Annotated in this window: 12 protein-coding genes and 1 pseudogene; 7 read left to right on the top strand and 6 right to left on the bottom strand. The window is 43.7% G+C overall.

The genetic code is table 11. From position 1 onward, the window contains the following. Positions 1–404 precede the first annotated feature (404 nt). Both gyrB and EGV92_RS08020 read left to right on the top strand, forming a co-directional pair. On the top strand, positions 405–2,969 hold the full coding sequence (gene gyrB / locus EGV92_RS08025; protein ID WP_131668680.1) for a DNA topoisomerase (ATP-hydrolyzing) subunit B: 2,565 nt from the start codon (positions 405–407) through the stop codon (positions 2,967–2,969). A gap of 197 nt (positions 2,970–3,166) precedes the next feature. Continuing rightward, positions 3,167–3,739 (top strand): annotated as a pseudogene (locus tag EGV92_RS08020) (manganese efflux pump MntP). 90 nt (positions 3,740–3,829) lie between these two features. Here EGV92_RS08020 and rlmF read toward each other — a convergent pair. Further along, on the bottom strand, positions 3,830–5,008 hold the full coding sequence (gene rlmF / locus EGV92_RS08015; RefSeq protein ID WP_131668679.1) for a 23S rRNA (adenine(1618)-N(6))-methyltransferase RlmF: 1,179 nt from the start codon (positions 5,006–5,008) through the stop codon (positions 3,830–3,832). A gap of 267 nt (positions 5,009–5,275) precedes the next feature. Beyond that, positions 5,276–5,734: a hypothetical protein gene (locus EGV92_RS08010; RefSeq protein ID WP_131668678.1), complete on the bottom strand. Its 459-nt coding sequence runs from the start codon at positions 5,732–5,734 to the stop codon at positions 5,276–5,278. Between the two features lie 284 nt (positions 5,735–6,018). Here EGV92_RS08010 and EGV92_RS08005 point away from each other — a divergent pair, with 284 nt between their 5' ends. Then, the gene (locus EGV92_RS08005; RefSeq protein ID WP_131668677.1) at positions 6,019–6,837 is read left to right on the top strand and encodes a crotonase/enoyl-CoA hydratase family protein; all 819 of its coding nucleotides are present in this window, start codon (positions 6,019–6,021) and stop codon (positions 6,835–6,837) included. Positions 6,838–6,852: 15 nt separating this feature from the next. Here the strand turns inward: EGV92_RS08005 and EGV92_RS08000 are convergent, their stop codons facing one another. Further along, positions 6,853–10,338, bottom strand: a complete 3,486-nt coding sequence (locus EGV92_RS08000; RefSeq protein WP_131668676.1) for an nSTAND3 domain-containing NTPase — start codon at positions 10,336–10,338, stop codon at positions 6,853–6,855. A gap of 745 nt (positions 10,339–11,083) precedes the next feature. On the opposite strand from EGV92_RS08000, the gene EGV92_RS07995 reads away from it, so the two are divergent. Further along, entirely contained in the window at positions 11,084–12,241 is a 1,158-nt protein-coding gene (locus EGV92_RS07995; protein WP_131668675.1) for a MalY/PatB family protein, read from the top strand. Between the two features lie 326 nt (positions 12,242–12,567). On the opposite strand, the gene EGV92_RS07990 is transcribed toward EGV92_RS07995, so the two are convergent. After that, positions 12,568–14,430, bottom strand: coding sequence for a BCCT family transporter (locus EGV92_RS07990; protein WP_131668674.1), 1,863 nt, complete (start codon positions 14,428–14,430; stop codon positions 12,568–12,570). Positions 14,431–14,924: 494 nt separating this feature from the next. On the opposite strand from EGV92_RS07990, the gene EGV92_RS13910 reads away from it, so the two are divergent. Next, positions 14,925–15,143 carry a hypothetical protein gene (locus EGV92_RS13910; RefSeq protein ID WP_165525583.1) on the top strand — a complete coding sequence of 73 codons (219 nt, stop codon included), beginning with the start codon at positions 14,925–14,927 and terminating at the stop codon, positions 15,141–15,143. 258 nt (positions 15,144–15,401) lie between these two features. Here the strand turns inward: EGV92_RS13910 and EGV92_RS07985 are convergent, their stop codons facing one another. Beyond that, the gene (locus tag EGV92_RS07985; RefSeq protein ID WP_131668673.1) at positions 15,402–16,727 is read right to left on the bottom strand and encodes an MORN repeat-containing protein; all 1,326 of its coding nucleotides are present in this window, start codon (positions 16,725–16,727) and stop codon (positions 15,402–15,404) included. 265 nt (positions 16,728–16,992) lie between these two features. After that, positions 16,993–17,409, bottom strand: coding sequence for a hypothetical protein (locus EGV92_RS07980; protein WP_131668672.1), 417 nt, complete (start codon positions 17,407–17,409; stop codon positions 16,993–16,995). Positions 17,410–17,653: 244 nt separating this feature from the next. Here EGV92_RS07980 and guaA point away from each other — a divergent pair, with 244 nt between their 5' ends. Both guaA and EGV92_RS07970 read left to right on the top strand, forming a co-directional pair. Continuing rightward, entirely contained in the window at positions 17,654–19,273 is a 1,620-nt protein-coding gene (gene guaA, locus EGV92_RS07975; protein WP_131668671.1) for a glutamine-hydrolyzing GMP synthase, read from the top strand. A 344-nt stretch (positions 19,274–19,617) separates the two neighbouring features. Continuing rightward, entirely contained in the window at positions 19,618–20,862 is a 1,245-nt protein-coding gene (locus EGV92_RS07970; protein WP_131668670.1) for an AAA family ATPase, read from the top strand. Positions 20,863–20,866 lie beyond the last annotated feature (4 nt).

Raw genomic sequence — 20,866 nt, 5'->3', positions numbered from 1 at the left:
TCGTATTATTCTTACCTTGATCCGATCGATATCAGTATAAAGTTATAAAAATAAAATTATAAAAGTATCTATAAGGCTATTTCGCTTGATCAGTCGTGGTTAAAATCGCGGCTCAAAGTCATCGCTCAATCCCCCGAAAAACTCGGATAAATATGACGTAGGGGCGAAAAAATGCTATAATCCGATATCAAAAAATTATGTTTTTGTTGGTTGAATTTCCTGATCATTTTTATCAAGCTTACCCCGAGTCTTACCCTATCAGCTATGGGTTCCTCCAGCCGCTGAGCTAACCAAATGCTGGCTTTTGCATAAAAGACTTTTGAGTGAGCAAATGAGCAGACCAGAGCAACCGCTGAATCAAAATATTGATGTCCATTGACATCCTCCTTAATAAAGGAATCCCCATGAGTGAGCAACAGCCCCCTATCGATACCGATATCTTAACCGAAGCAGAGCTTGAGCAGCTGCCAGAAGACTACAGCTCCAAAAACATTCGAGTACTGCGCGGCCTAGAGGCCGTCCGAGTTCGACCTGGCATGTATATCGGTGATACCGATGACGGGACTGGTCTGCATCATATGGTCTTTGAGGTGGTCGATAACTCTATTGACGAAGCTCTAGCCGGACATTGTGATCAGATTGACATCATTATCCATGAGGATGAGTCAGTCAGCGTCATGGATAACGGCCGCGGTATCCCTGTCGATGTGCATCCTGAGGAGGGCGTCTCAGCCGCTCAGGTCATTATGACTGTCCTGCACGCCGGTGGAAAGTTCGATGACAATAGCTACAAGGTCTCAGGTGGCTTGCATGGGGTTGGCGTGTCTGTGGTTAACGCCTTGTCCAAAAAGCTTGAGCTGCATATCTGGCGAGAAGGCTATCACTATCAGCAAACCTATAGCGATGGTGTTCCTGATGGCGATATTGAGCAGCTCGAAGCGACTGATAAGACCGGTACGCAGATTCGCTTCTATCCTAGCCCAGAGGTATTTACTGGGACGATATTCGAGTATGAGATATTAGCCAAGCGTCTGCGTGAGCTGTCGTTTCTAAACTCTGGCGTACGTATTGTACTGACCGATGAGCGTATCGATAAGCGTCATGAATTTGAGCACAAAGGCGGCTTGTCTGAGTTTGTCTCCTACATCAACGCCGGTAAAGAAACCTTAAATGAGGTCTTTCACTTTGTCAGTGAGCAAGACGATGGTATCTCGGTTGAGGCAGCGCTACAATGGTCAGATACCTATAACGAAAAGGTATTGTGCTTTACCAATAACATCCCGCAAAAAGACGGTGGTACGCATTTATCAGGCTTTCGCTCGGCACTAACGCGTTGCCTAAACAGCTATATGGATGCTGAGAAGCTGATGAAAAAGGAGAAGGTCAACACCACCGGTGATGATGCGCGTGAAGGTCTGACCGCTATCGTCTCCGTCAAGGTTCCTGATCCTAAGTTCTCCAGCCAGACTAAAGACAAGCTTGTCTCAAGCGAGGTAAAGTCTGCTGTCGAATCGGCGATGCATGATAAATTTAATGATTATCTGCTTGAGAACCCCAGCTCAGCCAAAGCGATTGCCGGTAAGATTATTGATGCTGCCCGCGCTCGTGATGCGGCGCGAAAAGCCCGTGACTTAACACGGCGTAAGACCACGCTAGATATCGCCGGACTACCGGGTAAGCTGGCAGACTGCCAAGAAAAAGACCCTTCCTTGTCTGAGCTGTACATTGTGGAGGGTGACTCTGCGGGTGGCTCTGCTAAGCAGGGACGCAGCCGTAAGACGCAAGCTATTTTGCCACTAAAAGGTAAGATTCTAAACGTTGAGCGCGCGCGTTTTGACAAGATGCTGTCCTCTGCTGAAGTTGGCACGTTGATTACCGCGCTTGGCTGCGGTATTGGTCCTGACGAGTACAACCCCGATAAAGTGCGCTATCACAAAATCATTATCATGACCGATGCCGACGTCGATGGCTCGCACATTCGCACTTTGCTACTGACGTTCTTCTTCCGGCAAACGCCTGAGCTGATTGAGCGTGGCTATATCTACATTGCTCAGCCGCCCTTATATAAGATTAAAAAAGGCCGTCAAGAGCTGTATCTAAAAGATGATGAAGCGCTTAAAGCCTACCTTTTGTCCTCGACTATTGATGATACCAAGCTGCACATTAATGAAGATGCGCCTGCGATTACAGGCCAAGCATTAGAGCGTCTGCTCAACGACTATAACCAAACCCAGCTGGTCAAGGCCCGATTGCAGATTCGCTATCCGGCTATCTTACTTGATGCCCTTACGCATGTGCCTAAGTTGACCACTGACATGACGTATGACCGCGCTGTGATGGAAGAGTGGACAGCTCAGCTGCAGACTCAGCTTGATCACTTCGGTATCGATCTGCGTCCTGAGATTGAGCTGGATAATATCCATGCAAAAGTAAAAGCTCAAGACCAAGAGGCGGTGGATCTGTTAGAGGACGATACTGAGGCTACTGACCAAAGTGCCTCAGAAGCTGAGGCAATATCGACCAAAGCGCAGTGGCTACCCCGTATCACTATCTATGTGCATCAATTAGCTCAGCATTATCTGCTCGATAGCGGCTTTATCAACTCTGGCGAATATAGTCGTTTGATGCGTTTGTCAGCGCAATGGAACACCTTATTAGAGGAGACTTCTTTTATTCGCCGTGGTGATAAAGAAACCGTCCTTCGTGACTTTGATCATCTCTGGCAGCAAGTGATGTTAGATGCACGACGTGGCCTTGCTATCCAGCGCTATAAAGGTCTGGGTGAGATGAATGCTGATCAGCTTTGGGACACGACGATGGACCCTGAGCATCGCCGTATGCTGCGTGTCACCATTGAAGATGCTATCGCTGCTGATCATCTATTTACTTGTCTCATGGGGGATAATGTCGAGCCGCGCCGCGCCTTTATTGAAGAGAACGCGCTCACGGTATCAAACCTCGATATTTAGCGCTCAGATCAGGCTGACTCACCGGTATAGCCCATAGTGAAAACACCGCTTTGATTATCAAAGCGGTGTTTTTGGTTTCACGTGAAACTTTTAGCGGTTGTCCTTACTGTTCGTCCTGATTTGGCGTCAACACTGAGATAAGTAGCCACCCCCATCCCTTATAACTATAGAGGCGGATAGGCAGCGAGTTATAAAAAATGAGTGATATTATTTGGTTAGCTATTGCTTTAGCAATGAATGCATTTGCGGTAGCGATTGGATTGGCGGCCAAGTCCTCTAGACATACTTTAAGATTGGCCATACTAGCGGCGCTATATTTTGGTATTGCTCAAGGCGTAATGCCGTTAATGGGTTACTTACTTGGGGCAGTGATGCTCGGCTGATTGGCCTCAGCAGCACCATGGATTGGCGCTATTATTCTGCTAGCTTTAGGCATAAAAATGCTCTATGAAGCGCTAAAATCAGAAGATAGCGATGAGCTTATCGACCATGCTAATGAAGAAGAGCGCGTTAATAGCGCAAGAGTCAGTCAGCAGGTCATGCTATCGCTGGCGATTGCCACCAGTATCGATGCGATGGCCGCTGGCTTTACTTTAAACTTGCTGGCTTTAAATGCTTATCTCGCTTGCCTGATTATTGCCCTCGTCACTGCCATATGTAGCTTTATTGGCGTCTATCTTGGTCGTCAGTCGGGTACTTGGTTTGAGGATAAAGCGGAGATACTGGGTGGGTTAGTACTTATTGCTATTGCAATAAAAATGGTGCTATAGAATGCTCTATAACACCAAGGATTTGTCGGTAACTGCTATGGGTATTAGCTACCATTAGCTAGGTTAAGCTTTACTACCCTTGAGTACATTTTACTGCTTTAGCGCAAAGCGCCAAGCCAATATCCGCGTCATCTTTTGGCCGTGCTTCATATTCAGCACCGTCACCTTTCGTGCACCGGTGCGCTCAGCCAACTCTATCAGCGGCTTTAAGTTCTCAGACTTCGACACCAGAGTGGTAAACCAGCCCACTTGTCCAGCAAAATTCTTACTCTCTTTAATCATCTTACTAATAAAAGCAACCTCACCGCCTTTGGTCCAAAGCTCTGATTGCTGACCGCCGAAGTTTAGGTTGTTTTTAGCAGTAGGAACCACACCTTGACCACGGCGCAGACGGTTTTTGGCAAGTTTCGCTTCTTTTGCGGCATTGGCTGCCATCGCCTCGTCAAGTGAAGCATGGAATGGCGGGTTGCAGACCGTGAGATCAAAGTAATCTTTTGGAGCAATGATACCGGCAAAAATGGACTTAGGATCGTCTTGTAGCTTGATTTTAATCAAGTCTTTAAGATTGGGATTGGCCTGACAAATTGTCTTAGCAGTATTGACCGATACGGGATCAATATCGCTGCCGGTAAAGCGCCAGCCATAGCTTTGTGAGCCGATGATCGGATAAATACAGCTGGCTCCCACCCCAATATCTAGCACATGGATACGTTGACCTGATTCGGGCAGTTCACTGACATGATCAGCAGGGTTATTCTTGAGTAAGTCTGCGACTTGGTGAATATAGTCAGCGCGGCCCGGAATAGGTGGGCACAGATAGCCTTCTGGCAGCTCCCAAAGCTTGACGCCGTAATGATGTGCGAGCAGGGCTTTATTCAAGGTCATCACCGCTTTGGCGTCTGAGAAATTCACCGTCGGCTCACCATTTGGATTGGTGATGGTGTACTTGGCTAGCTCAGGGAAAGCTTTGGTTAAGACTTCAAAATCGTAACGGCCTTGGTGCGGGTTGCGCGGGTGCAGCGTAGAGGCAGGTGCTTTGGCAGCCGATTTAGCTTTTGCTTGCGCAGCGCGGCCCTCTGCGGAATAGGCTCTCGACTGCGGCTTTGCCTTGGCTTGATGGCTATATTGGTTGCCAGACGCATTACCTTTTCTGCTTGCTGCGCTATTCGCCGCTGATTTCTGTGGTTTATCAGCATTCTTTGAAGAGCTGTTTTGTGAGTGGCTATTGTTTGAGTGGCTGTTTTTTGAGTGGTTTGGCTTTGTGGTCATGATGGGCAACTTTAATGATTAAAGAGAAATAGAGAATGGCTAGGTGGCAGTGATGGTATAAAAGGTATAAGAGTTAAGAGTGAGACCGGGTAAATAGAGGAATTCGTTACTAGGCAGCTATTATATCGCGATACCTGCTAGGGTGTGGCCTCAATTATCAAAACCGACGTTTAATGGACTTACCAGTATCGCCGCTTTCGTGATCATCAAGCGTAAGCCGCCGCTCTGATATTATGATGAGCACGCTATTTATTCGTTCTATTGGTTCTATTCTTTCATGGAGTAATTTAGCTTTGGTGTTGCTAATGCGCACTGAACCAAATAGTGACTGATAACACCAAAAATACCTAACAGATAAAAATACCAGTGAGGCAATACCAACGCCGATAATACCTCTAGATTGGACCAAGTCGTGCCAAAAGCCACGCTATGATCAAAAGCAGTGCCAATACAGGCTTGTGAATACAGCGCTATATATATCAAGATAACGCTAATTTTATAGCCAAGCTTACAAAAATACGTCGGTGAGAGCCATAAAAATATCACGCTAAGCAAAGTACCAAGCAACGTAAAGCCAAATGCCGAATCCAAATACATGCCCGTTAAGTCTGGGAGCTGTTGGCGGAACAATAAGGCAAACCCGTAGATAGGTAGCGCGTAAGATAGACTACAAATAATGACTTTAGCGCCCTGGGCTGACCAATATGCTGCGTTTTGCTTATTCATTCGTCACCTGGTGACTCCCAAAAAAGAAGAGGTTAGAAGCGTTTATTTGATGCTGCTACCAAGAGTTAGTATAACGGCTTAAAGGGGATTGATGCGATTGTGAAACGGTATAAATGGCGCTAACTTACTGCTTGCGTATCAAATGTCTACCTCTGCCTAGGTTAGTAATACGGTTTGCTTATAGTGTCAGGCAGGTAATGAGCGTGCTGCTTGCGCTAACCCTTAATGCCTACTATATTGGATAAGGACAGTTATCAATAAAATAATGACAAAGGAAGCGCATCATGAGCATCGATAATAATAATCAGCCACAACGTAGCAGCGAATACTCAAGACTGACTTATGAGATTCAAGGTTATGTCTGCCTTATTGGGCTTAACCGCGCCGACAAGCGCAACGCCTTTGACAGTCATATGATTCAGCAGCTGTCCGAGGCGCTGACCCGATACGACAATGATAGCGAGCTACGCTGTGCGCTGATATTTGCGCATGGTGATCATTTTACGGCAGGCTTGGATTTGATGGAGCTACAAGACAAGCTCGATAAAGGGGTATTTGCCTTTGATAAGACGCAGATCGACCCGTGGGGTATCAGTGGCAAGCTGCGAGCCAAGCCCGTTGTCGTCGCGGTGCAGGGTACTTGCTTTACCGCCGGGATTGAGCTGATGCTTAATAGTGATGTGGTCATTGCTAGCGAGGACTGTAACTTCGCGCAGATGGAAGTGCAGCGCGGCATCATGCCGTTTGGCGGCGCGACTGTACGATTTGTGGCGGCAGCTGGTTGGCAGAAGGCCATGCCGTATCTACTCACCGGCAAGCCCTTTGATGCCGCGACTGCGGATAGACTCAATCTGGTCAGTGAAGTAGTGGCAACAGGCGAGCAATTTAATCGAGCGTTAGAGTTGGCGCAAGAGATTAGCCAAGCCGCGCCGCTGGCGGTGCAAGCGCTGTTGTCTTCGGCGCAGGATGCCAGTCGTAATGGGGCAGCGGCGGCACTGGCGAATATTCATGGCTTTTTGCCGCCGTTGTTTCACTCCGAGGATGCCAAAGAGGGGGTTATGGCGATGGTTGAGCGGAGACAGGCTGAGTTTAAGGGGAAATAAACAATATCAATGACATTAACTATATTGAGATAAGCTAGGACTTTTAATAGTATTATCTTCAATATAGTTTTGAGTCTTTTGTACCACATCTAAGATATATTTAATTAAACCAACTTTTTCAAGTGATCGATAGAACTCGTCATTATTACTAGCACAATCAAATAACTTAACCTTGAAACAAATAACTTCTTTATTCTCATTACCTTTAGTGTAAGTATGAGACTCGCAATTAGCTACAATATAATTATATATTTCACTATGAGAGTCATCATTAATATAATCATCATCAGAAGTATATATTTCTAAAAATGGAGTAAAGTCTGGCTCCCAACTATTACCATAAAATAAATAACCTAAGATAGTAAAAACACATTTTTCTGACATTGTACTACCGTAATGAATCAATGCATTTTGTTCTTCCCACTCTAGCTCTATCTCAAATTCTATAAGCTTAATAAAGGAAAGAGCTAAGCTTTTAAGATCGCTATGATCAAGGCTGTCAATTAATCCTTTAAGATTAGGCATAAAAACTAAATTTACTAGTTTGTTAGCATCAGCTTGAAAAAGAATATCGAAGATATTGTCATAATTTTCTTGCTTTTCAATGGCTTTAATGTAATCTTCATTGTTCAGTTTTAAAAATTTATTTACTTTGAGTACAGTTTGAATATTAGGACAACTAAACCGATACCAATGCTTCTCATTAACTATAAGTGGTTCTAACTTCTCCAGATATTTAGATAAATCGATTTGAACATTTAACTTGGTTATAAGGTCGTTTATTTGCGTTCGGGTGAATCCATCGTTTGAATCGCCTAGAAGTGCCAGTTCTATCAATATCTCATGGGTGGTATCATAATCTAAGGTTTGAAGAACACATAAATAATCTAAGAATTCATAGAAAAAAGTATAGTCACTGTTAGAGTCATTCGATTGGGTACTTGACATATAATCAATATAAAGTAAAAATAAATCTTTATTAGTAGCATAGGAATGAACTATAGCCGATGCGCTATTTAACTGAGCCTTTATAGTTCCATAGCTTGGGTGATCTTTTAAGTTATCATCTAAGTAAATTCCAGCATCAAATGGTTCTACTTCATCGTCTGGTAAAAACTCATCAATAAGCACTTGATAGTCAGGTTCAATAACCTTAGTCTCGCTTACGGCATTAGGATTAACTGATGCAAGTGGCGTATGTTTTAATTCTGGAAAACCATGGATTAAATGCCCTGTGGTTTCATAGACATCTTCTACAAATTTCTTAGTTAACCGCATCCCATATTTATGAAATAACTCCTGTACACCACCTTCTACCATCAAACCAATTTCCCAGTCATCGCCATAATCATAGCATTCAAGATCATCAACAACTAAATATCTTATATTTTTTCTAATTTTTTTTATATTATTTCTCAAGTACTTCTGAAATTCTAAGGGGAATATATCGTTAAATTTATAGAAGCTATTATAGAAATCTGAAAAGGTAATACTCTGGTGGTAATAATCAATAAGCTCTATAGGTTTTATATCTAATTTTTTTCTATAAACTTCTATTAGATAAGGGAATTGGTGCATTGAAGGTACAGGAACTACACTGTTGGTTTCTTTGTTCCTAAATTTATCTATATCTTTAGAGATCTCGGTTAGTATAAAAGCTGTGATCTCTTTGTCTTTATTTATTTCATCATTGAATAGTCGATGAATAATAGTTAGCTTCCAGTACTTTTCATCTTCTGAAGTAAGGTTTTTACTAAATGACTGCCATGCTGCACTTTCAGTGTCATTACTGAACCCTAAATCATTAAATTCATTAAGTATCTTTTCTTTTGATAATAACGTTTGGCTAGATGTAAGAACAATTTTCTTACCATAGGTGGCAGATTTTTCATTGCTATCAGAGCTATAATATTCCTCTTTAGTATCAAAAATTAAGATTAATTGATTAAAAAATATAGCGTTTTTGATAATATATTTAACCCAAAAATTACCTTCCCCTCTTAGATATTCAAGTAAATAATCTTTAATGCCCGGACTTTGAAAGTAGACTAAGGTGTAAGGGCTATATGGTTCCTTTTCAGTAATGATATAGAAATCTTCTAATAATTTAAGCTCATCGAAAAAATAACGGGGTTTTGCTTCATATTCTTCTTGAACATTAGCATCTAAAGCAATTTCTCTAAAAGCCTTCTCTAAATCTTGAATTTCTATGGGGTCATCACAGGTTAGTAAAGTAATCAATATTATTTGAGCGGTATCATTTAGGTCATGAAAATTTTTATTCCAGAAGGTAGTGGGTTTGCGTAGATAGTCTAAAAAATCATCAAAGAAATCTATTGGGTGAAATGAGTACTTATTAGTATGTTGCTTAAGAAAAAACTCTATATGTCGGGGTGAGTAGTTCCGATTATGGACAATTGATTCAAGTTTACTGGACTTCCAAGAAAGCATCTGGAAATAAATTTTATTATAATCATAAAACCTTAAATGGTTTAAAAATATCCTAGCCTTATCCTCAGGGCTATAGTCATCAATACTGATAGTAAACAATTCATTATTTAGCACCCATTTAATCTGCTCATCAGCAGAATTAATGATATCTTGAATAATATACTGTCTAGACGTTAATATTAAAAAAATATTTGGACTATTTTTAACGTCTTCGATAATACGAACAAAGTTATTTAATAGTGTGTTTTTTTTATATAAGGGGCTAAAGTTTTGCCCCCAGAAATCATCTATGACTATTAACTGCTTTATATCATCATCTAGTAATGACTCTACTTCATCCATTGATTTATCGGATAGAAAATAAAAGCTTTTAATATTATGGCAATGAATCAGATAGTGACTAATAATCTGTGACACCGTTGTTTTTCCTACACCTGGATTGCCCGTGATTATTAATACTCTGTTTTTTTCGACTAGATCAATACAAGGCTTTATGTGTTTGGTTTGATGAAATAATAACTGCTTTTTTTTAATTTTATTTAAGGATGATTTTGTTTGACGGTGGTACTTTTTATTAATTATTTTTTCAAGTAGTTGGTCATGAATTAATTGATTTGGCGCAAGAAGCTTGGAATAGGTTTTAAGAATATCTTTATACTTTAGACTAGAAAGGTATTGATTAAGTTTTACCCCATCAATGATGTCTTCATCACTGTGTATATAAGCCTTAAATAAAGAACGAACCTTGTCTACCTGCGCTACATTCAGTTTTTTGCTAACACAAATAATGTATCTATCAGGTTTTAATCTTACGCAGTTTTCTAATTCAGTTTTAAGACTGCTAAATAAGCTATTAAAATTACTAGGATCATAATGTTTACATTGCCCAATGATTAAATGTGAAGAATTAGTACATTTAATATCAATGCCACCGTCGCGTCCCTCATTAAAAGTGCGAAAGGTTAAAGGGTTTTCTCTAATTTCTAATACATCTCGACATAAATTCTCGAATTCAGTCGGTGTTAATAGGTTGTAAAAATCAAAAGTCATAGCTATCCATATATATTAACTCTAAGAATATTTTTCAAATTCTAATTCTTATGATTAATATTATCACGAAGGAAAGGTGAGTTTTTAGTAGTCGTAGTAGGTTAGTAAAAGTATATTTTACTGGGTATTTAGAGTCAGATACCAGCCATCCCCATTCTCAACATAATTTTGCTAGCATGATAGCTTAATCCAATTACTTATTCGGTACGCTGTCATGAATTTGACCAACTAAACACTCCTAGATGATCAATTCGAGTCAACCATACAAAAAATCCGTATAGCGACTTCTGGTTATCTAGTGGAAGTACCGTATGTATTTAGGGTAGCGTTGCGTGATGATTTTGATGAAGATAGTGACGTGGATTTACTGATAGAAATGAGCCTAAATACCCACTTGTCCTATTTTGTCTTATTAAAACTCAAAGAAAACTTTAGGCAAATATAGAAAGGACTGGCAAATATGTAAGACAGGCTATCGACAGCACAATCCACCTGATATTTATAACTAGGTTCACTGACAACGGTGGGTTACGTTTTACCTGCACTCTTCACGAGCGCCTGAAAAACTAACGCCACCCTACCAGTCCGCCCAGCACACGCCAAAACCTCCAAACAACCGCAACAACCCCACTGGAAACCGGCGCAATCCTCCTATATTCTAAGCCAGTATTTTGCTTGATGGGTATCCCCTGTCAGGCTCTCTTAAACCCCCGTTGATAATAAGCTAAAAGGACCCACTAAGAGAATGCCTATGCTGTACAACTTTGATGAGACAATCGACCGACGCCATACCGGATCGCTGAAGTGGCACTACACCGATGACACCATTGCGCTTTGGGTGGCGGACATGGACTTTAGAGCAGCGCAGCCCATCGTCAATACCATTGAGCGAGTGCTCCAACACGGCGTACTGGGCTATACCAAGCCCACTACGGCTCTGTATCAAGCCATTATAAATTGGCATGGCAGTCGATATGGTCTGGCATTGGATAAAGCGAATATCCTGTTTTCTCATGGCGTAGTACCAAGCTTAGCACTGATGCTGAGAGTCTTTACTAAGGTAGGAGACGCCGTATTGGTCAATGACCCTATCTATGCGCCTTTTATGAGCAAGGTTCGGGATAATGGTCGGCAGCTTATCCTCTCGCCTTTAAGAGAAGCTGAAGGGCGCTATCAGCTAGATCTGGCCGATATCGAAGCCAAGATAGCCGCGCATGAGGTGAAGCTGTTTTTGCTGTGTAATCCGCACAATCCAGGTGGACGTGTGTGGACAGTGGCTGAGCTTGAGGCGTTGCTTGAAATATGCAAAAAGTATGATGTGGCGATAGTCAGCGATGAGATTCATCAAGATTTGACCTTGAGTGGTCACGAGTTCACACCCTTTTTGCGCCTAGCAAAAGGCTATGAGCACAAGGTGGCGAGCCTCACCTCAATGACCAAAACCTTCAATGTGGCGGGCGTTAAAGGCTCGATGATCTTCGCTAAAGACAAGACGCTGATTGAGCAAATTAGCCAGCAGCAGCGCTTAAGTGATGAGCATGATCTCAATTTATTTGCTTATGAGGTGATACGTAGCGCTTATGAGCAAGGCGAGGAGTGGCTGGCGCAGGCGTTAACTTATATTGAAGCCAATATCGACATGGCCTGTGACTTTTTAGAGCAGCACCTGCCCGACATTAAGATCATGCGCCCAGAGGCCTCATATCTAATATGGCTCGATTGCTCAGCGTATGCCGAGGATGATCAAGCGCTTTATGATAAGCTTCGCGCTGCGAAAGTTGAGCTGAGTGCCGGTAGTCAATACGGCGAGGAGGGACACCTTAAAATGCGCTTGAACGTGGCCTGTCCTAAAGCAGTGCTTATTGAAGGGTTAAATCGTATGTCTAAGGCTTTGCAAGGTTAATGTTGCAAGCTTGATCTTTTACATTTAGCCAGCTTAAGGGCTTTATGTTCTGATAGTTAAGGCTACTGGTGTGGCTGGCGGAGTGCCTAGGTGTGTCAATGCCAATGCTCAGCCTTGATACATTGTCTCCTAGCCACATTATCTGCTAGCTATTGAACCTCCTGAACACTGCATCTCTTAGCTACTGACCGTGTTAGCAATATATTAATTCTAGCCTTTGATGGTTAAGCTTAGCTCCTACAAATAATTGACAAAAAAAGCTGGGTTAGCTCATGCTACCCAGCTCATTGTGTTAAGAGAGACTGTTAATGACGCATAGTCTCATATCACTTCTCTTCAGAGTTAACTTGCTCCGTTTCTTCGCGCATTTGTTCCCACTCCTCATGCTGCTGCAACACAGAGCCTTCAGGTGCTTCTGAAGTCTGCCCCTGCTCCCAAGGAGACGTATCAGGCAGCTCCTCAATATGGATGGTTTTGAGGTTGTAATCTGGCTGATAGAATAAGTCATAGCGCGCGGCTTTGACCACGGACATCATCATCATCGATAGAATAATAATGAGTGGTGCACCGGCAATAATCGAGGCAGTCTGCAAGGTCTGAAGGTCGCCTAAGAACATCAAAATAGCGGGCAACAGACAGAGGGTGAAAGCCCAAAATAGGCGATTCCAGCGGTGCGGCTCATCATCGACTTCGATCTGAACCACCGAGGCCAAGATGTAAGAGATCGAGTCAAAGGTCGTTGCGGTAAAGATAGTGGCTAAGAAAGTAAATACCGCCACGACTGCATAGGACATGGGTAGGTTATTTAAGATAGCAAAGATAGCGGCGGTGGCAGACTCGTTATTTAGGATATTGACCACATCGACCGCACCGGTCAACTGTAAATACAAGCCATAGTTACCTAAGATAATCATAAACATAGCACAGCCGAGGGAGCCGTAGAACATAGAGCCAATGACCATATTACGGATCGTACGACCTCTAGATATCTTGGCAATAAACAAGCCAATAGTCGGTGCAAATACCAGCCACCAAGCCCAATAGAAGACTGTCCAGTCTTGGGGGAAGGTGGTGTGCTCAAAGCCAAAATTGCTAAAGTCTTTGAACGGCTCAATGTAGGTCATCATCCGTGGCATTTCAGTAATGGAGCGACCTAAAGCCTCCAGTCCAGTATTCAAAATAAACACGGTCGGACCGACGACCAAGATGAACAGTAGCAGCAGCATCGCCAAGTAAAAGTTAATGTTTGACAGCTTTTGGATGCCGCCTTTGAGACCTTGGTAGGCACTGTAGGCGAAGATAGCCGTGGTGACCAGTAGTACCACAATCTGCATGATGGCGGTACGGGGTAGGCCAAAGAGGTTGTATAAGCCCTCATTAATCAGCGGCGAGGCCAGACCTAGCGTGGTAGCACCGCCACCGACCATACCGAAGACAAACAACACATCGAGCATCTTAGCCCATCTGCTTTTGGCCAGTTTCTCGCCCAATAATGGCATCAGGGTCTGGCTGACCTTGAGTACCGGAGTCTGGCGCACATAATAAAAATAAGCGATAGCAATAGCAGGAACTAAATAGATGGCCCAAGCCACCGGTCCCCAATGGAATATACCGTAGGTGGTCGCCCAGCGAATAGCGTCTGGCGATTCAGCGGCGATATTGAACGGAGGACCTTGGTAATAATACGCCCACTCAATAAGGCCCCAGTAAAGAATACTGGCGCCAATACCGCCACAAAATAACATGGCTGCCCAAGAGGAGTCGCCAAATTCAGGAGTCTCTTCAGGTCGTCCCAGCTTGATTTTGCCAATGTCAGAGAAGACGATATAAGTGACAAATAAGATGGCGACGACACCAAAGGCTAAGTAGGCAAAGCCAAAGTTGTCCGTGACAAAGGCCCTAGCGAGCTCTACCCAAGCTTTGCCCTGTTCAGGAAAGAGAATCAAAGGCAGACAGATAGCCAGCAATATCGCCAATACCATGCCAAAGGTGAATTTATCAATCCTAGTATCAGGCTCGTGATCAGGCTTGCGCTGCGGTATCTGCATATCTGCATTAAACGTCCCCAAATGTGGGGGGCGGTGGTGGGTAGACTGGGATTGGGTAAAGTCTGAATGGGTCTTTTCAGAGAATATCTTAGCGCCTAGATTAGACTTTCGGTGGTCTTGCTGCTTACCAGAGTCAGCCATGTGCTTCTCCTGTATTAAAGATATAAATACATCATCATAGTAAAAATACTGATGCCAGTCGTCGAGCTTACTGCTTAAGCCGCCAGTCCGTCCGCTTTGATATTATTCTTGTTATTGAGGTGTCTGAGAGACTTGGAGCGCTGTACTCAGAGCGGTCATAGACAAGCTTAAACGTCGCGTCACAACATCAGTGCTCCTTCACAAAGGTAACGCCTTGCCAAAAGGCGTGCCTGATAGGGGGATGGTCAGTCTCATTAGTAAATATTGATGTGGCTGACCCACTCACCCCATAAATAGCAAAGCGAGATCACAAAATAGTCTCTCGCTGCTACTATTGGCAGCTATTATCTGGCTCAATCGACTTTAAATCCTGCTTTAAGCCGACTCTCGTTAGGAATAATTACGTCACCTTTGCGCTTAAGCTTACTACCGGTCTTGGGCATAAGCCCAACCAATGGCAGTAAAACCGTGGCATTATAACACCTCATTGACTCTTGACTGTCGATAACTCGGTAAAGGTAGTCTCGTTACTGTTTTTGAATATCAGAAAATCTATCGACAGTATTATGGAGATAGTGGTGTCTTTGGGCGTTGCTAGCTTGGTTGCATCAGTGTTTTTGGTATTTTTTACCGACGTTGGTACTACTGAGCAGGAAAGCCGTCAAGGGGAGGTGAGTCGGTATGGCTGTAAGCTTGATGGCTATAAAAAATAGCCTTGAGAGGGCGTCCTTAAAGGCTGTCTTCTTTGCGGCTTTATGCAGCAGGATAAGCCACGCCTTAACTAGGCTTTTTAGCCCTGACTGTAGCGGCTATCCTTGTATCAATCGTGGGCATGCTGACTTAGGCTGGCAGGGGTCTCGAGGCAACAGGAACACTGCCAGCCTGTAGGAAGCAGCCCACGGGGGGTGCAAGATAATAGCGGTGGGCAGGATTAGCTCCAGAGATAAAATAGGGAATGTGGGCGATCTTGTTTAATCCATATACTGCTGATAGTCAGGATTGCCCTCTGCGACCTCAAGGCAGTGCTCATAGCTATCACAGGGGAACTTGAACTTATTGTCGTAGAACCAGCCTTTTTCTACAAAGATATCGCCTTGCCAGACACCATTTTTGGCGCGTTTGTCATCATCAAAGGCCGCTTTTGGCACGGTAAGATGACCAAAGCCCCAAGCGTCGTAGCCGCGAAATTGCCCTTCATAGCGGATACCGTTAGCCCGAACGTTGATACCTTGGCCATTGGGCTCGTCATCTTTAAATTCTGCTTCAAGCCAAGCGCCATCAGTGTACGTCAATGTGCCGTGGCCCTCACGTTGACTATATTCAAAGTCGCCCTCATAAGTAATGCCGTTTGGGTAAGTCATCTTGCCACGACCATGTGGCGTACCGTCCATAGTTTCGCCCTCGTAACGTGCGCCATTGGGCCAAGTGCGAATGCCATAATTGGGGCTGAAGTCGTTGTTCCATATACCTTTATAGACGCTGCCATCGGTAAAGCTCACTTTCCCATAGCCGGACTTAACATGATTTTCCCAATTGCCTTCGTAGCTGGTGCCGTCGCTTGAGGTATAGGTGCCATAGCCATGATGTCGGCCTTTTCGATATTCGCCTTCATAGCGGTCACCTGCCCAATAGCTGTGCTCGCCCCAAGTGTAGACACCGTGGCCGTGAAAATTGCCATTTAAAAATTCGCCTTCATAGCGGTCGCTGTAATAGTCACTGCCGGGTCCCCAAGTAAAGATGCCGGTGGTGGTCTCACCTCGGGGGGCAAACCCGCCTTCATACTGATTGCCATCGGTAAAGCGCATAGTTCCTTGGCCGAAAGGTTGGCTGTCTTTAAGCTCGCCCTCGTAATAGTCATACTCGCAGCCGACTTCGATGTGCCAATCAATGCGGCCTTTGCCTTGGAGCTTGCCTCGGGTGTAAGTACCGGTATAAGTGCTGGCAAGGCCGTCTTTGTTGTACCATTTCGCGGTGCCTTGACCGTCTGCATAACCGTTGGGACAAGCGCCGTCCCACTCGACAATATGGCCGAAACTTAACAAGGGCTTGTAGAGATAACAGCCGTCTTTAGTTTTGGCAAAGTTATGTCTGGCCGCGTCTCTCACATCTGCGAAGTCATCGTTGGCATTACTGAGCGCGCCGTGAGCGCTGGTGGTGAGTAAAGCCGTTGGTAATAACAGGCCCAAAAGTAGCGGCAGTGAGGCAGCTTTGGCTAAGCTCTGGTTTGTTAGGGCTTTGAGCATGAAAGCCTTGTTTCTGAAGTCATCATTGATTAGGGAGGTTCGTTTGCTTTCCATAGTCTGCTACCGTTATCCAAAGTTGAGATTGGTAATTTTTAATTATTATAGCGATTCTCATAAACATAAGTTAATGATTTATCTAGGATAATAGCAAAGAATCGTCGTGATGACACTTGCCATTAGCACCTTTATCAAATCTTGCTGCCGCAAAAACGAGATTAAAAATACGATGATAAAGAATATCAAAAGTGACTTGATACTAATTATGCTGCGGTCCTTTATGATTATTACTAAACCTAATTAGTTTGTTTGGAGGCCAATGCTAACAGGCCACACCGATAAGATAGTGGCTAGCATCCGCACTTTGCTTGTCGAGGTCTGGTCGGCGTACTAGAGGTTCGGTACAGCCGCGAGGTTTAATATAGTCAATGGCGACGACTTCGGCGGCATGCTTGATAAAGGGCTTGCCGTCTTGCTTACGCACTAAAATATAGTAAGGCTGCGCGAAGGGAATCACGAAGCTGTCGAGAAGATAGGTATCAGGAGCGACAGTTAAGACGGCATGGTTGTCATCAATATGCATCAGGCCCTTTGTTAATTGAGAGTCGGCAGCGGTTAAGGAGGCTGTCTTTTTAAGCGCTATAGCTGTCGTTGCTGTATCTGTCGGCGCTGTCTGACAACCACTCAGTATCAACAAAGTGGCAAAAAGGGTAGTAGATAAGGTTTTGGTATATTTCATTGAGCGGTCTTCCTGTTGAGCAAGCTATAAAAAGTGAAGCAAGATGAGCAACATTACAAAGGCGGCGCGGTTTAGTCGAACTTTTAGCGCTCTTGTGACACAATCTGCATCATCCAATCACCATCATAGCGCAGAATCTTGTTAAAATAAGCCCCAATCAATTCCACGACTTATTACGATGTCTTGATCATGACTTGGCATCGACGGATTCTTTAATATTTTCCTCATTGATGGACACTGCCTTATGACGACAGCAACGCCTGCTACCCAAGACACCTCAAAAGCCACCCCCGCAATCAAGCAAGACCGCATCCTTATTATCGACTTTGGCTCGCAGTATAGCCAGCTGATCGCGCGCCGTGTGCGTGAGGCGGGTGTGTTCTGTGAGATGTACCCTTACGATATCGACACCGCGCGTATTCAGGACTTCGGTGCGAAGGGTGTGATCCTATCGGGTGGTCCAGAGAGCGTGCATGATGAAAACGGGCCAAAGATCAATCAGGCAATCTTTGATTTAGACGTGCCAATCTTAGGCATTTGCTACGGCATGCAAGCGATGGCGGATCACTTTGGCGGTAAGGTTCACGCCAGTGACGTGCATGAGTTCGGCGCGGCGACCATCGAGGTGACGGGTGACTGTAAGCTGCTCGAGCATATCGAAGACGAGCCAAGCAAACTGCATGTGTGGATGAGTCATGGTGATAAAGTCATTGAAGCGCCTGACGGCTTCGATATCGTCGCCAGTACGCCAAGCTGCCCTATCGCTGTGATGGCCAATGAAGATAAAAAATACTACGGCTTGCAGTTTCACCCAGAAGTGACCCATACCCTACAAGGTCAAGTATTGCTATCGCGCTTTGTACATCACGTTTGCGGCTGCGCGGGCGACTGGACACCGGATAACATCATTGATATGCGTGTCGCCCAGCTCAAAGAGCAAATCGGTGATAAGCAGGTATTGCTTGGACTCTCTGGCGGTGTAGATAGCTCAGTGGTAGCGGCGCTGCTACATAAAGCGATTGGCGATCAGCTCACTTGCGTGTTCGTCGATAATGGCTTGCTGCGCTTGCACGAAGGCGATCAGGTGATGCAAGTATTCGCAGAAAACATGGGCGTCAAAGTCGTGCGAGTCGATGCTGAAGATCGCTTTTTAGAAGCGCTAGCGGGCGAGACTGATCCAGAGAAGAAACGTAAAATCATCGGTAAGACCTTTATCGATGTCTTCGCTGATGCCGCTCGTGATGTGAGTGCGAACAGTGATGGCAAGCCAGTGGAGTTCTTAGCGCAAGGGACTATTTACCCTGACGTCATCGAGTCGGCCAAGTCGCACCAAGGTAAGGCGCATGTGATTAAGAGCCACCACAATGTGGGCGGTCTGCCCGATGATTTGGCCTTTGACTTAGTCGAGCCGCTGCGTGACTTATTTAAAGATGAAGTTCGCAAATTGGGCATTACCCTTGGCTTACCGTCAAAAATGATCAACCGTCATCCGTTCCCAGGACCAGGCCTTGGTGTGCGTATCTTGGGCGAAGTGAAAAAAGAATACGCGGATATCTTGCGTCAAGCCGATGCTATCTTTATGCAGGAGCTAGAGAAGTCGGGCTGGTATGAGAAGACCGCACAAGCCTTTGCCGTTTTCCAGCCGATCAAATCGGTCGGCGTGGTCGGTGATGGCCGTCGTTATGCTTGGGTTATCGCGCTTCGTGCGGTTGAAACTGTGGACTTTATGACCGCGCGCTTTGCCCATCTGCCGTATGAGCTGATTGAAACGGTGAGCAATCGTATCATGAATGAGATTGCCGATGTATCTCGCGTGACTTATGATGTCTCGAGCAAGCCACCTGCGACTATTGAGTGGGAATAATCTTTCTTTAAGTGTTGCCGATAATCGAAAAAGCCTACAATAGCGTAGGCTTTTTTGTGCTCTTTTTCGGGAAGTCTCAAGTGATTCACTAACACGTTTGTTTATCACTATGTGTTAAATAATTACACATGATAATATTCCATATCCGACAGAACTTAGGTCTAGAAAAAAGTGTGTTGACAACTTATCTAGTTTGGTGGAGATAGGATTATATGAGGTATAGAAAAACTCAGTAAGTAGATACAAAGCCGTCATTTATTTTCTATCAATTTTTCGTTAATTCAAATGCATTACTGTAAATCACATGATATACAATATTAGCTAATATCAATTGAGGTAACATTATGTCAGGCTATCTAACTAAAATTAAAACAAAGATTCCTTACTCTAATAAAGAAGTGGATATCGATATCAATGGTAAGACATTAATCTTAACTGGCGGAAATGGATGTGGTAAAACTCAGTTACTGAACTTTATTTACAGCAAATTAGCGGATCGAATAGTTGATAGAAAAAATTCTACTATTCAAAAACTTAAGCAACAAATTAAGGCCTTTGAGCAAGCTATATTGCCTGAGGGTTCGATAGGTAGAAATTATGAGTATTATGCGAATCAAATAGAAGACGCGAAAAGACAAATAGTAGAATTAGAGAACTCTTTAATCGAGATATCTGACCTTGAAAATTTTATTCTAAAGTATAAAGGTTTTCAGGCCGTTCTTCTCCAATTTGAGGCAGGAAGGAAGTCAGATATTCTAAAACCATCTTCTGTCGTCTCAATCAATAGTTTAAAGGATAAAGACCGAGAAACAGTCTCTAATCGACATAAAAAAACTACTACTTCTTCAGTTTTTGAAGAGTTTCTAGTAACAAGTAAAGCTAATCAAGCATTTTCCGAATCGGAAAAAATCAACAATAACCCTCAAGAAGCTTCTCGAATTGATAAATGGTTCAATAAGTTAGAGGTTGACTTACAGAATCTTTTTGAAGACGATAAACTTCAACTAATTTTTAAGTCTGATTCATTCTCTTTTGAGCTACATCAGCCAAACAAAGAACCTTATACATTCCAAACATTGTCATCTGGCTTTTCGTCCATTATGGCAGTCTATGCTGACTTGATTACTAAGGTGTCATTACGTGCTATTGATCCAGAAGAATTAACTGGTATCGTTATGATTGATGAGATAGACGCCCACCTTCATGTATCGCTACAAAAGAAGATATTATCGTTTTTAACAGGGGCATTCCCTAAAGTTCAGTTTATTGTTACTACTCATTCACCATTTGTTGTTTCATCTGTTAAAGACGCCGTTATTTATGATTTATCAAAGCTAGAGCAAGTTGAAGATCTATCTATGTACTCGTACGAAGCTGTACTTGAAGGCTTGTTTGGGGTACTTCCAATTTCTAACTTGCTTCAACAAAATATCGAAGCACTCGCTAAACTTTTGGAAAGGCATCCGATTGATATTCAGGAAGTCCAAGCACTTTTAGATAAGTTACCCCAAGATGAAGATTCTTTAGATTCTGAATCGCTCTACTTTGTTAATTCGGCAAAATTAGTAATAAACAAAGCAAAGGGGTAGTAGT

This window comes from Psychrobacter pygoscelis, from assembly GCF_004335015.1.
In the GTDB taxonomy this organism is placed as follows: domain Bacteria; phylum Pseudomonadota; class Gammaproteobacteria; order Pseudomonadales; family Moraxellaceae; genus Psychrobacter; species Psychrobacter pygoscelis.
The sequence above is the reverse complement of the archived record's forward strand: the minus strand, read 5'-3'. Positions and strand labels throughout refer to the sequence as shown.

Coding starts and splice junctions, on each gene's coding strand:
- gyrB (WP_131668680.1), top strand. CDS start 405: ATGAGTGAGCAACAGCCCCCTATCGATACCGATATCTTAACCGAAGCA.
- rlmF (WP_131668679.1), bottom strand. CDS start 5,008: ATGACCACAAAGCCAAACCACTCAAAAAACAGCCACTCAAACAATAGC.
- EGV92_RS08010 (WP_131668678.1), bottom strand. CDS start 5,734: ATGAATAAGCAAAACGCAGCATATTGGTCAGCCCAGGGCGCTAAAGTC.
- EGV92_RS08005 (WP_131668677.1), top strand. CDS start 6,019: ATGAGCATCGATAATAATAATCAGCCACAACGTAGCAGCGAATACTCA.
- EGV92_RS08000 (WP_131668676.1), bottom strand. CDS start 10,338: ATGACTTTTGATTTTTACAACCTATTAACACCGACTGAATTCGAGAAT.
- EGV92_RS07995 (WP_131668675.1), top strand. CDS start 11,084: ATGCCTATGCTGTACAACTTTGATGAGACAATCGACCGACGCCATACC.
- EGV92_RS07990 (WP_131668674.1), bottom strand. CDS start 14,430: ATGGCTGACTCTGGTAAGCAGCAAGACCACCGAAAGTCTAATCTAGGC.
- EGV92_RS07985 (WP_131668673.1), bottom strand. CDS start 16,727: ATGGAAAGCAAACGAACCTCCCTAATCAATGATGACTTCAGAAACAAG.
- EGV92_RS07980 (WP_131668672.1), bottom strand. CDS start 17,409: ATGAAATATACCAAAACCTTATCTACTACCCTTTTTGCCACTTTGTTG.
- guaA (WP_131668671.1), top strand. CDS start 17,654: ATGACGACAGCAACGCCTGCTACCCAAGACACCTCAAAAGCCACCCCC.
- EGV92_RS07970 (WP_131668670.1), top strand. CDS start 19,618: ATGTCAGGCTATCTAACTAAAATTAAAACAAAGATTCCTTACTCTAAT.